This is a genomic window from Nonomuraea sp. MG754425 (assembly GCF_021699195.1).
Taxonomy (GTDB): Bacteria; Actinomycetota; Actinomycetes; order Streptosporangiales; family Streptosporangiaceae; genus Nonomuraea.
Genome location: NZ_SSXE01000018.1, coordinates 17,490 through 29,572, shown reverse-complemented (window position 1 = coordinate 29,572; position 12,083 = coordinate 17,490). Strand labels below are relative to the sequence as shown.

Here is a 12,083-nt window from a genome sequence, read left to right as displayed (position 1 = left end):
TGGGGGGTGGCTCAGAACCGCAGGTTCGCGGTCCAGGCGGCGAGCTTGCCGTCGATCTCCGCCCTGGTCAGGGGGTGACCTGGGGAGTCGGGGCGTTGCTGCCAGGGGTGCGGTCCGGCGGCCGGGCGATATTCCACGCCCAACGCGTCGAGTCGCTTCTCGTGTACGGCGAGCCGGACGAGGAAGTCCGCGAAGTCGCGCTCGTCGCTCCACACCGCCTCGGCGAAAGCGGCCAGGCGGGGGAAGGCCATGTAGTCGAGGAGCCGGGGCGAGTCGATGTGCTCGGTCCACAACGCCGCCTGGGCGCCGAGGATCCGGCCCCGCTCCTGCCCGGTCAGGCCGCCGGGGATCGGGTCGAAGGCGTACACGGCGCTCAGGGACGTCACGCTGCCGATCGGCACCGGCTCCTGCGCGCCCTCGGCCTGGCGGAAGTCCAGGTAGGTCTCGGCGAAGGGCGAGACGACCACGTCATGGCCGCTCCGCGCGGCCAGCGCCGTGCACCTGGCCCCGCGCCAGGAGGCCACGGTGACCCCCGGCGGCAGGCCGCCCTCCATGAGCTCGTCCCAGCCGAGCGGCTTGCGCCCCCTGGCGAGCAGGAAGTCGGTGAAGTGCCTCATGAACCAGGTCTGCAGCTCGTCGGCGTCACGCAGGCCGAGCTCGCGGATGCGTTCCTTGGCGGGGACGCTCTCGTTCCACTGGGTCTTGGGGGTCTCGTCGCCGCCGACGCAGACGTACGGGCCGGGAAAGAGCTCCAGAACCTCTTCGAGAACGTCGGTGAAAAAGGCGATGGTTCCGTCGGCGACGTTGACCACGTTCTCGCCGACGCCCCATTGCGTACGTACGTCCAGCGGGGTGTCGAGATTGCCGAGCTCCGGGTAGGCGGCGATGGCGGCCTGCGTGTGACCGGGCAGGTCGATCTCCGGGACGATGGTGATGAACCGGTCGGCGGCGTAGGAGACGATCTCCCTGATGTCGTCCTGGCTGTAGTAGCCGCCGTGCGGACGCCCGTCGAAGCGGCGCGGGCGCCCGGCGCCCAGCGGCGACTCGCGCCGCCAGGCGCCGACCTCGGTCAGCTTCGGATACTTCCTGATCTGCAGCCGCCAGCCCTGGTCGTCGGTCAGGTGCAGGTGCAGGACGTTGAGCTTGTGCATGGCCAGCAGGTCGATGTACCGCAGCAGGTCGTTCTTGGGCAGGAAATGGCGGGCCACGTCGATGAGGCAGCCACGCCAGCCGTACCGGGGCGCGTCGGCGATCACGACGGCGGGGACGCTCCACGTCCTGTCCGCGACGCGGCCGCTGCGGAACGCGGCCGGGTCGAGGAGCTGGCGCAGCGTCTGCGCCCCGTAGAAGGCGCCGGTCGGGGTCGCGGCCTCGATCAGCACCGACTCCCCTGTGACCGTGAGCCGGTACTCCTCCGGCCCGAGCCCGTCGGCCGGCCGGAGCTCGACCCCGCCGGGGCCGTCGGGCAGCGGCAGGCCGGTGGCGGGGGTGAGGCTCTCGCGCAACCAGGTCGCCGCCCTGGCCAGCGCCGGGTCGGCGGTCAGCGGGGTCGTGGCGGTGAAGGTGAAGCGCCCCTCCGCCGGGGTGCGGCGGGCGGGCGCCGGGATCGTCGTCACAGGGCCTGCACCGTCCGGGTCCGGCGGGCGCGCTCGGCGGCCCACACGACGAGGTGCCCGGCCAGCGCGTCAGTCGCGCCGGCTCCGAGCGGCGCCTGGTCGCCCGCGGCCACGGCGTCGATGAAGGCCGTGATGAGGCCCGTGTCGCCGCCGCCGTGGCCGTCGGTCAGCGACGCGCCGGCGCGCGTCCCGGTGTCGATCCTCTCCTCGGCGCCGGTCACGAAGTCGACGACCCTGATGTCCCGGCCATCTCCCTCTGCGAAGCCGTGCGTGCCGAAGATCCTGGTCTTGCGGTGTTCCAGCGGGGTGAAGGCGGTCATCGTGAACGACGCGGTCGCGCCCCGCGCGAACTCCATCAGCACCACCTGCTGGTCCACCACGTCGTTGTCGCAGTCGTAGACGCAGCGGCCGTACGGGCCGTCCGCCAAGGCGCGGGTGACGCCGGCCGCTGTGGCGTCGGAGGTCACCGCGCCGAGCGGCCAGAACTCGCGGCCGGGGTCGCCGAGACAGTCCAGGTAGAGGCGCCGGGCGGAGTACGGGCAGGTGGGCTCGACCGCGCAGCTCACGCAGCGCCCGCTCGCCCCCGGCGGCCGGTTCTCCGGCCGGAAGTGGGTCAGCGAGCCGAAGGAGGACACGCCGACCGGCCGGTCTCCGATGAGATGGAGCAGCCAGTCGATGTCGTGGCAGGACTTGGTCAGCAACATGGGCCCGGACTCGCTCGCGTTGCGCCAGTGGCCGCGGACGAAGGAGTGGGCCATGTGCCACCAGCCCACCGGTTCCAGGTGCTGGACGCTGGAGATCGTGCCCAACCGGCCGCTGCCCACGAGCTGCTTGAACGCCCTGGTGTAGGCCGTGTAGCGCAGGACGTGCCCCACGGCGAAGACCACTCCGGCCCGCTGGACGGCCTCGACGACCCTGCGTGCCTCCGGCTCGGTGGGCGCCATGGGCTTCTCCAGCAGGATGGCGTAGCCCAGCCCCGCGAAGGCCACGGCCGGCTCGACGTGCAACCGGTCCTGGGTGGCGATGACCACGGCGTCGGCCAGCCTCGGGACGGCGGCCAGCTCGGCCCAGTCCGCGAAGCACGCCTGCTCCGGCACGCCGTGCTCGCCGGCCAGCCTGGCCCGCCTGGCCGGGTCGGGATCCGCCACGGCGACGATCCGCGCCCGGCCGTCGGCGGCGGCCGCCCTGGCGTAGATCTGGCCGCGGGCTCCCGCCCCGACGACCGCTACGGTCACTGTCATTGCCGCGCCCTCCCCCATTTATTGCGGAGTCCATAGATAGTCTCGACCAGATCTTGCCGTCAAGACCTCTCCTCCTGGATGATTCGGCAAGTGGACGCCCATTGCGGGCGGACATAATTTGGAGACCGCCATTACTGAAGGGAATGAGCCTGTGCAGGTCAGCGGTGGGGACCTTCAGCGGCTGCGTCAGCTCAACTCGCTCAGCAGCCTGCGCGCCCTGCGTGAGTCAGCCGATCCGCTGACGCTCACCGAACTGGCCGCGCGGACCCGGCTGTCGCGGAACTCCGTCATCGACGTCATCACCGATCTGCACGAACGCGGCTGGATCGGCGAAGTCGAGCCCACACCGGGCGGCATGGGCCGGCCCGCCAAGCGCTACCGCTTCCGCGCCGATGCCGGGCACGTGCTGGGCATCGACATAGGAGTCCACAAGGTCCTCGCCGCCATCACCGACCTGGCCGGCCGGACCGTCTCCAGCGGGCGGGTCGCCGTGGACGGGCGTACCACCCGGGCCGAGCGGCTCGAGGCCATGTGGCGGGCCGTCGACGCCGCGCTCGCCGCCTCCGGCCTGAACGCCTCCGACCTGTGGGGCGTCGCCGTCGGCAGCATCGGCGTCGTCAACAGGGAGGGACTGATCACCCGGGTCAACGACCTCCCCGACTGGCCGGGGGTCGACCTCATCGGCCATCTCGGACAGCGGCTGTCCTGCCCCATCACCGTCGAGAACGACAGCAAGCTCGCAGCCCTCGCCGAGCAACGACTGGGCGTGGCCGCGGGCGTCCACGACCTCGTCTACCTGCACGCCGGACGGCGGCCCGGTGCCGCGCTCATCCTCAACGGCCGCCTGCATCACGGCTGCAGCGGTGCCACCGGCGAGGTCGGCCTCATGGAGATGACCGGCTGGCGCACCATGGCCGCGCACCTGGAAGGTTCAACCGCCGCCCGGGGGGTCCCGGCCGAGGACGCCGCCGGGCTCGTCTTCACCGCCGCCCGTGCCGGCGACCCTGACGCCCTGGCGGCCGTCAGCACCTACGCCCACCATCTCGCGCTCGGCACCGCCGCCATGGTCCTGACCCTGGATCCCGAACTGGTCGTCCTCGGTGGCGGCTTCTCCCGCTCCGCCGACGTCCTGCTGCCCGCACTGCACCGGGCCCTCGAACCCCACTGCCTGCGCGTCCCCGAGATCCGGCCCTCGGCGCTCGGCGAGGAATGCGTCGCCCTCGGCGCGGCCTGCCTGGCGCTGGAACACGTGGACGAGCACTTCTTCTCACCCGACGGCTCGATCTCCCGTCCCGCCGCGCCCCAGCGGCTCGCCTGACGACCCTTCTTCTCTTCCGGAAAACGCACACCCCCCTCCCCGAAGGACACGCGCATGCGCAGATCACTCCCTTCCCTCGCCATCGCCCTGGCCCTGGCCGGACTGCTGACCCCGGCACCGGCGGCCGCCGATCCCGTCGATCCGTCCGGGCCCCCCGGGCCCTGGCCGTACCATCTCGACTGCGACGGCGACCGTCCCGGCAGCACCTGCACGGTGGTCGTGGAAGGCAATCCGCGTCCGGGCCTCGTGGAGGAGATCACCACCACCGTCAGAAGCGGCGACCAGGTCTGGGCGCGAGACACCTTCTACAGCCGTACCGCGAACGCGCGCAGCCGTCCCTTCGTGCTGCCCGAGCAGAAGGTGACGGTCGACGTCTTCATCACCCGCATGCCGGAAACCAGTGCGGGCACGCAACTGCGGCTGATGGCGTGGAACCTCTTCGTCGGCGGCACGATCAACGGCCAGGAGAAGACGGGCGAGAATCTCAGGCAGATGATCGAGTACCTCAACGAGGTCGATCCCGACGTCCTGTTCGTGGTCGAGGGGTACGGGTCGGGGAAGAAGATCCTGGACGGCCTGAACGCCGGCCGGCCGGCGGGCAAGCGGTTCTCCGGTGTGCAGCTCACCCAGCCGGCCGACTACAGCGTCAACGGCGACAACCTGTGGCTGTACACCAAGCTCAAGGTCGAGAAGGTCTACCCGCGCTACGCCGATGCGGACATCACCTCGTTCAACCTCGGCGGCGCCCGGCTCGGCCTGCCCAACGGCAGACACGTACACGCCTTCAGCATGTGGACCTGGCACGAGATCTCCGCCAACTGGGACACCCACGAGGCGGCCGTGCAGAACCTCTACGGCCAGTCCCGGACGAAGACCGACGCGCAACTCCTCGACGACGACCGCTTCCGTCGCGTCGCCATGGGCAAGGCCATCCTGGACAAGGCGCTGCCCTCCTTCATCGGCGATGACGACGCCCCCGTGCTCATGGGCGGAGACCTCAACGCCTGGCCGCACCTGGACTGGACCGAGCAGTTCAAGAACGCGCGCGGGCACGCGGGCATGGTGTTGCCGTGGCCGCTGACCAAGATGTTCACTGATGCCGGCTTCGTCGACACCTTCCGCTACGCCAACGCCGACGCCGGGCGTTATCCCGGCCGCACCTGGAGCTCGCTGAGCGGCTACCGCTCCGCGCCCGCCCGCACCGACTACGTGTTCACCCGAGGCGAGGACGTCAGCGTCCTCGGCTCGCGCATCGACGACCACCGTCTGCCCCGCCACCAGGGCGACGCCCTCGACCAGACCTATCCGTTCTACTCCGACCACAGCGCGGTCGTCACCGATGTGGTGATCCGCGGCTTGGGAGGGGGCCCCGACCGGCCGATCGTCAGCGAGGAGCCCGAGGACGCCCCCGGCGTCTGGCCCGCCGCCCCGGCCGGCACCCCGGTCCCGCCGGCCGAGCTCAGCGCGACGGCGACCACCTTCAAGCCCGGTGTCGGCGACCCCGCCCGGGCGGTCGATGGCGATGTCACGACCTCCTACCAGTCCGACGACGCGGAGACCGTGCCCCAGCCCCACTTCATCACGGTCGACCTCGGGCGGGTCCGGGAACTGTCCGCGACCCGGTTCCAGCCCAGACTGAGCTACGACATGAACGGCACCGTCCTGAAGGGCGTGGTGCAGGTGAGCGACGACGGCACGACGTTCAGGGACGTCAAGCGGGTCGAGTGGCCGCGCATGACCGCGCCGAACGATGTCGACATGACCGGGGTCATGGCCAGATACGTGCGGCTGCGCGTGGACTACGGCATGGGCGGGGCCTCCGCGATCGCGGAGATCATCCCCTACGTGCCGCTCGTATGACGCGCGCATCCGGCTGGACCGGCTGCGGGTGTCGGATGCGGCGGGCATGCCGGTTCGACCGGAATACGAGCGGATTCCGGTCCGCCGCCAGGTCGAACTGACCAGGGCGCGGCTGCGACCCGCCGATGGGCGGCGGGTCGCAGGAGCGCTCGGTCAGGTGAGGGGACGTCTGGCCACGGCATCGGTGACGCCCGTCACGGTGCCGTTCTCAGCGGTCTCCAACCGCGTGACGCCCTGCGGAGCTTCCAGGACGTTCTTCGCGGCGGGTGCGTCGGTCTCTATCGCGGTGGTCACCGGTTGCCCGCTCGCATCGAGAAGGACGTGACCGGTCTCGTCGATGACCGGCAGCCGCCGGGGCATCGCGGCGAGGTCGACGGTGCCGTCCTTGCCCACCCAGGCGGGCATCGCGGGCTTGGCCACGGAAGGAACCGAGGCGAGGTACGGCGTGGTGAACCAGTGATTGCCTGATGCGAGAGTCCCGCCGTAGTAGTGGCCGTCGCCTGGGGACACGAGGCCGAACCCCAGGGTCGCGTACCATGCCTCCCCGCAGGGAGGGTAGCCGCCGAAGTTGGTGGACACCCTCCATCGGGAGGCGGAGCTGGTGTTCGAGTACCAGTCCGTCCGCATGCACACCCCCCACGTCTGTGAATAGAAGCTGAAGACGAGGTACTCGTAGCGCAGCAGGATGCGGCCGGCGGGGACGCCGGTCTCCGAGGTGCAGTACAACCAGACCTTGTAGGGCGCCCACCAGAACTTGGTGGATATGTTGGTCTCGACCTTCGCGTAGCCGTAGCCGTTTCCGTCCGACACTTCGGAGGTGATCAAGCCGCAGAGGTTGTCTGATCGGTAGAGCCATGCCGATTCGTCCACGACATGAGCTTGTGCGGGGACGGCGATCACCACGACTGCCAGGCAGGCGATGACGATCGAGGCGATTCTCCTCAGGGTTCTCGATAACACACGTGCTCCCTCCTGTGGGTGTGGGGTGTGTGCGGGATTGCCTCCCTACCTGCGGACTGCAGGTGGGCGGACACGAGCACCTGTCCTCGATCGGAATCGAAAGGGCCCAACAGGCAAATCCTGCGACGGCGGCTGCCCCGGCGTCTTTAGCACGGAGCGCAGGAAGCATTGGCAGTGGGCGCAAGCCGGGACGCCCAGGTGCCGGACAGGGCGGGTGGGCCCGCTCCGGTGGCCGCAGGGCCGCCGGTCTTGCGACCGGGTCCGGGGTTGTGCACTGTTGGGTGGTGCAAGAGAGCGTAGATGCGACGTGCGAGCACGCGTACGGAACCTCGTGGATGCACCAGACGGTCGAACGGAGCCCCGTGGTCTCCGTGTCCACCGATGCGGTGCCCAGGAAGGAGCGCCTGGCCTGGTGGGCGCACATGTCCGCGCACGAGATCGCGCCCACGGCGATGTCCAGCGCCCATGCCGGCGACTTCCACGGCCGCGCTCACTCGATCGACCTGGTGGGCGTGCGGGTGGCCGAGTTCACGATGTCGCCGCTGAGGGGCTGGCGTTCCCCCGCCCACATCCGGCAGCACGATCCCGACGGTTACCAACTCCTGCTGGTCCACGACAGCCCGATACTGCTGGAGCAGCGTCGCAAGGACTCCTGCCTGCAGGCCGGCGACTTCTCGCTGTTCGACACCTCCCACCCCTACGTCACCGAACTCATCGACGTCGGCAAGCCCGCACGGCTGACGATCCTGTTCCTGTCAGGCGACGCGCTGCCCCTCCCGCGCGGCAAGATGGAACAGTTGCTGGCGCACCAGCTCTCCGGCACGACCGGGACAGGAGCGATACTGGCTCGCTTTCTCACCGGCCTGCGCAAGCACGCCGCCGGCTGCCGCCCTGAGGAACTGCCCCGCCTGGGCACCGTCGCCGCCGACCTGGCCGCCACCTTTCTGGCGGGCCGCCTCGGCGCCGGGGACAGCCTGACGCCTGAGAGCCGCCGCCGTCTCCTGATCGCACGGATCGATGCCTTCATCGACCACCACCTCGGCGATCCCGACCTGGATCCGGCCGTCATCGCCGCCCACCACCACATCTCCGTACGGACCCTGCACCTGCTCTTCCAGCAGCGTCCCGAGACGGTGAGCGCCACGATCCGGCGGCGGCGGCTCGAACGCTGCCTCGCCGACCTCGCCGACCCGCGACTGCACGATCGGCCGATCGGCGAGATCAGCGTGCGCAGCGGGTTCAAGACCGCTGCGGAGTTCAGCCGCGCCTTCCGCGCCGCCTATGGCATCAGCCCGCGCGACCACCGCCGCCAGGCGCTCGAGGCGAGGTTGCCACCGCAGTGACAGCCTCATCTGCGGAAGCGGGGGATCTGAGCAGGCCACGTACGGAAAACGGAGGCCCAGGCCGCGGGCCGAGGACGCCTGCGGCCAGGGACCGGCGGGCCGGAGGCCGGCGGAACGCCACCGCCTGACCGGCCGGCCCTGCGCCGCCGGGTCGCGGTTCAGGGGCGGTCGGCGTACCAGGAGGCGGCGAAGTCGAGGGTGCGGGCCTGGTCGGGCTCGTCGCCCGCGGGGCTGAGCAGGAAGTCCGTCGTGCCCGCGTCCGCGAACCTGGCCAGTTCCCTGCCCACCGTGCTCTCGTCGCCGGCGATGACCGTCTCGTGCAGGCCCGACAACCCCTGGCGTGCCAGCATCGAACGGTAGGAGGCGAAGCCGGCCGCGAAGCCCAGCCGCCCGGCCACCTCCTCCCGCACCCGGTCCGGGTCGTCCGTGACCGCCACCAGGGCGGAGGCCACGACGCGCGGGGCGGGGCGACCGGCCGCCCGCGCCGCCTCGGTGATGCGCGGCGCGACGTGATCGGCGATGGCGGCGGCGCCGGTCCAGGTGGTGACGGTGCCGTCGGCCAACTCGCCCGCGATGCGCAACATCTCGGGGCCGAGCGCCGCCAGCAGCACCGGCGGCGGGGTGGCGCCGGGCACCTCGACCTGCCCGGCGACCGACAACGTCGTGCCGCGGTACTCCACCGCCTCCCCGCGCAGCAGCGGCACCAGCGCGGAGAGGTATTCGCGGGTGTGCCGGGCCGGGCGGTCGTAGGACAGGCCGTAGGAGCCCTCGATGATCTGCCGGTGGCTGGGGCCGACGCCGAGCGTGAACCGGTTGCCGCTGACCGCCTGGGCCGTCAGCGCCTGCCCGGCCAGCGCGAGCGGGTGGCGCGGGAAGGTCTGGACGACCGCGGTGCCGACCTCCAGGCCGGGCGCCTCCCGGGCGCCGAGCGCCGCCACGGTGATCGCGTCCAGCGAGGTGAGCTGGGACAGGAAGACGCCGCTGAACCCGGCGGCGGCGGCCGTGCGCATCCTGGCCAGCAGGGTGTCCAGGTCCGTGCCCAGGGTGTTCAGGTAGAGACCGACTCTCACGACGCCTCCCTAAAGTGAAGCGGACCTTCCGCTTCATGTTAGGCAGGCTACAGTAACGTGAATCCTGGATTCCGGTTAGGGGGTGCACGATGCGGGCCGACGCCCGGCGCAACCGCGAACGCATCGTCGCGGCGGCACTCGACCTGTTCGCCCGGCACGGGGCGGGCGTGTCGATGGAGGAGATCGCCCAGGAGGCCGGCCTCGGCGTGGGTACCCTCTACCGGCACTTCCCCGACCGCCGGGCCCTGGTGGAGGACATCGCCTCCGGCACCCTGACGACCCTGCGCGACCACGTGCGCGACCGCGCGAGGAGGGCCGTGCCGCGGTGGGAGGTGCTGGCCGACGTCGTACGCCACTGCGCAGGGCAACCGCTGGCGCTGATCACCTCGTTCACCGACGCCTCGCCCAGGTCGGAGACCCGGCTGCGGCTCGTCCACGAGATCGACACGCTGCTGGCCGCGGTCGTCGAGCAGGCGCAGCGGGAGGGGTCCGTACGCGGCGACCTCACGCCCGAGCAGGTCGTCGGCCTGATCAACGTGGCGGTCTGCCGCCCCGGCGCCCGCGCCGACGACCCGCTCACCACCGTCATCCTCGACGGCCTGGCCACTCCGGCCCCACACCCGGCAGGGCGGGATGGTGGGCCCGAGTGATGGGCCCCGCGATGGGCCCCGTGATGGGCCCTGCGGGGCATGAGAGCCGCACTCGCCACCTCTGACGGGGGATGCGGCGGACCATCGTCGCTACTCGTCCTCCGTGCTCTTCGGGATTCCGTGATAGATGTCAAGGAGCTGCTGGGTCGAGTGCGGCAGGGACGCGTAGGTCTGGGGCCATCGACGGGCGTCCGCGAGGTTCCGGCGGGTGCGGACGGTGTCGCGGTGGTCCGGGCCGAAGAGTCGTAGGCGTGCTTGCAGGTTACGTTCGTGCAGCGGGATCGAACGGTCCCATTCGCCGGCATATTCATAACCGTAGGCAAGACCGTCCCGGGCGGCCAAGGTGTCCGGATGGTCCGCGCCCAGGTCCCGTACGGATTCGGACAGCGCTCGTTGCCGATCCTCGATCTGGCCGGAGACGGCAGCCAAGGTGACGCGAAAGAGCGCGGCTTCCTTCCTGAGGAAATGAAGGGCGCTGCCCGGTTCCGGATCCGCCTGGTGCGTCACCGCTTCGACGTGGGGAAGGAGAATCCGCCAGACGGGCCACAAGCCGAACTCCTGACGATCGGGAAGGGCCGTGGCCAGGGCGGTGGCGGCCTGTTCGCGAGCTCGGGCGACGTCCTCGGGCAGGCGGTGCGGGTCATCCGGGTCCGGGGTGCGGGCGACGGCATGGACCAGGCGATGGACCGCCAAGGTGTCGCTCCTCACGGTGATCATGCTGTACGCGGCGAGCCGGCCGGCCGCCGAGATGAGTGCCGGGCCGCCGGCCAGGTGCCCGAGGAGGGCTCGGGGGATGTCGTCGGGGGCGTACCAGGCCAGGATCCGGAGGAGCTGTCCGGGCAGGGGATCATCGGCGAGGCGATCCAGCGTCACATGCCAGACGCGGGCGACGGTGCGTGCGGGGTCGACGCCTTCAGCCGTGTCCCGGTACATGGCGCGCGGGTGCTCGGCGAGCAGGTCCAGATACGCACGCGGGCTGATGCCGGTCTGCGTCATATACGCGCCGGCCTGCTCGATCGCCAGCGGCAGGCCGCCCAGTTCCGTGCAGAGTTCGCCGGCACCGGCGAGGTCACGCTCGCCGTCATGGGTGAGGATGCCGCGGAGAAGCTCCACGGCTTCCGCCTGGTCCAGGACGTCCAAGCCGACAGACGCGGCCAGGCGATGCCAGCCGGTGGCACGGCGGCTGGTGATCAGGAACCGACCGGTGGGTGCCCTTGCCAGCAGCGGCTGGACGTCGGCGGGGTCGTTCACGTTGTCCAGGATGACCAACCAGCCCTCATGGGTGGCAAGCCACTGCATCGCCTGCTCCTTGAGCGCCTCCAGCGGAAGGAACGCGGACAGCGCCGGCTGCAGCGCGGTGGCGAGCTTCGCCAGCCCGGCGTCGATGCCGGCGGCGCTGTCGGCGGTGATCCACCAGATCGGGGAACAGCGGGCGGCGGCCCGGGTGGCGGCCCAGTGCGCGGCGAGTGTGCTCTTTCCGATCCCGCCCAGTCCGTGCACCGCTTGCACCACGGCTCCGCCCGGTCCTTCCAGCGCCTCGTCCAGGCGGGCCAGGGCCTGGACGCGGCCGACGAACAGACCCGTGCGCCACGGCAGGTTGCTCAGCCCCCGCGGAGGTGGGAGATCCGCCATCCGGACGAATGCCTCGGGTGGGATCACGGTCGCCTGATCAGACTGGATCAGCACGTTCATCGCGCCTTCGCCCGTGGACGCGATTCCGCTGAGGTCACCGCCGATGGACAGGGCACGATCTCCCTCGGCGCTCGCCCCGGGCGTGGCAGTGCCGCTCTGCTCGTCGTTCGGTGGTGTGGGCCGGTCGCTCATCGTCGCAGGGCCCGTGTGGCGGCGTTTCCGGACCTGTCTCCGCCCACGAGAGTGCCTGGCCGGCCGGGCGTGTTCAGCCCCGCCACCACGATCGGGGCCGCTGTCAGCAGCGTCCCGGCAACCGCTCCGCCCCAGGCGTACGTCACGCGCCGAGCCATCCGACCTCCGTTGCTCCTGAGCCGATACTGTCGGGTGTGCACA

Annotated in this window: 9 protein-coding genes; 4 read left to right on the top strand and 5 right to left on the bottom strand. The window is 71.1% G+C overall.

The window, feature by feature from the left end; all coding sequences use genetic code 11:
* Positions 1-11 precede the first annotated feature (11 nt).
* Both FAF44_RS09225 and FAF44_RS09220 read right to left on the bottom strand, forming a co-directional pair.
* Positions 12-1,616, bottom strand: coding sequence for a beta-N-acetylhexosaminidase (locus FAF44_RS09225; protein ID WP_237102629.1), 1,605 nt, complete (start codon positions 1,614-1,616; stop codon positions 12-14).
* A complete protein-coding gene (locus FAF44_RS09220; protein ID WP_237102628.1) occupies positions 1,613-2,857 on the bottom strand; it encodes a Gfo/Idh/MocA family protein in 1,245 nt (414 codons plus the stop codon). Before FAF44_RS09220 ends, FAF44_RS09225 begins: the two co-directional genes overlap by 4 nt.
* Positions 2,858-3,008: 151 nt before the next feature.
* Here FAF44_RS09220 and FAF44_RS09215 point away from each other — a divergent pair, with 151 nt between their 5' ends.
* On the top strand, positions 3,009-4,175 hold the full coding sequence (locus FAF44_RS09215; protein ID WP_237102627.1) for an ROK family protein: 1,167 nt from the start codon (positions 3,009-3,011) through the stop codon (positions 4,173-4,175).
* A 54-nt stretch (positions 4,176-4,229) separates the two neighbouring features.
* Entirely contained in the window at positions 4,230-6,035 is a 1,806-nt protein-coding gene (locus tag FAF44_RS09210) for a discoidin domain-containing protein (protein ID WP_237102626.1), read from the top strand.
* 153 nt (positions 6,036-6,188) lie between these two features.
* Here the strand turns inward: FAF44_RS09210 and FAF44_RS09205 are convergent, their stop codons facing one another.
* Positions 6,189-6,860 (bottom strand): hypothetical protein, encoded by a 672-nt coding sequence (locus FAF44_RS09205; protein ID WP_237102625.1) that lies wholly within the window; start codon positions 6,858-6,860, stop codon positions 6,189-6,191.
* Between the two features lie 470 nt (positions 6,861-7,330).
* Between FAF44_RS09205 and FAF44_RS09200 the strand changes: the two genes are divergently transcribed.
* Positions 7,331-8,338, top strand: a complete 1,008-nt coding sequence (locus FAF44_RS09200; RefSeq protein WP_237102624.1) for a helix-turn-helix domain-containing protein — start codon at positions 7,331-7,333, stop codon at positions 8,336-8,338.
* A 158-nt stretch (positions 8,339-8,496) separates the two neighbouring features.
* On the opposite strand, the gene FAF44_RS09195 is transcribed toward FAF44_RS09200, so the two are convergent.
* A complete protein-coding gene (locus FAF44_RS09195; RefSeq protein ID WP_237102623.1) occupies positions 8,497-9,408 on the bottom strand; it encodes a TIGR03564 family F420-dependent LLM class oxidoreductase in 912 nt (303 codons plus the stop codon).
* 89 nt (positions 9,409-9,497) lie between these two features.
* On the opposite strand from FAF44_RS09195, the gene FAF44_RS09190 reads away from it, so the two are divergent.
* Complete coding sequence (locus FAF44_RS09190) at positions 9,498-10,058, top strand: TetR/AcrR family transcriptional regulator (RefSeq protein ID WP_237102622.1); 561 nt, start codon at positions 9,498-9,500, stop codon at positions 10,056-10,058.
* A gap of 90 nt (positions 10,059-10,148) precedes the next feature.
* Here FAF44_RS09190 and FAF44_RS09185 read toward each other — a convergent pair whose 3' ends face one another.
* Positions 10,149-11,882 carry a tetratricopeptide repeat protein gene (locus FAF44_RS09185; RefSeq protein WP_237102621.1) on the bottom strand — a complete coding sequence of 578 codons (1,734 nt, stop codon included), beginning with the start codon at positions 11,880-11,882 and terminating at the stop codon, positions 10,149-10,151.
* Positions 11,883-12,083 lie beyond the last annotated feature (201 nt).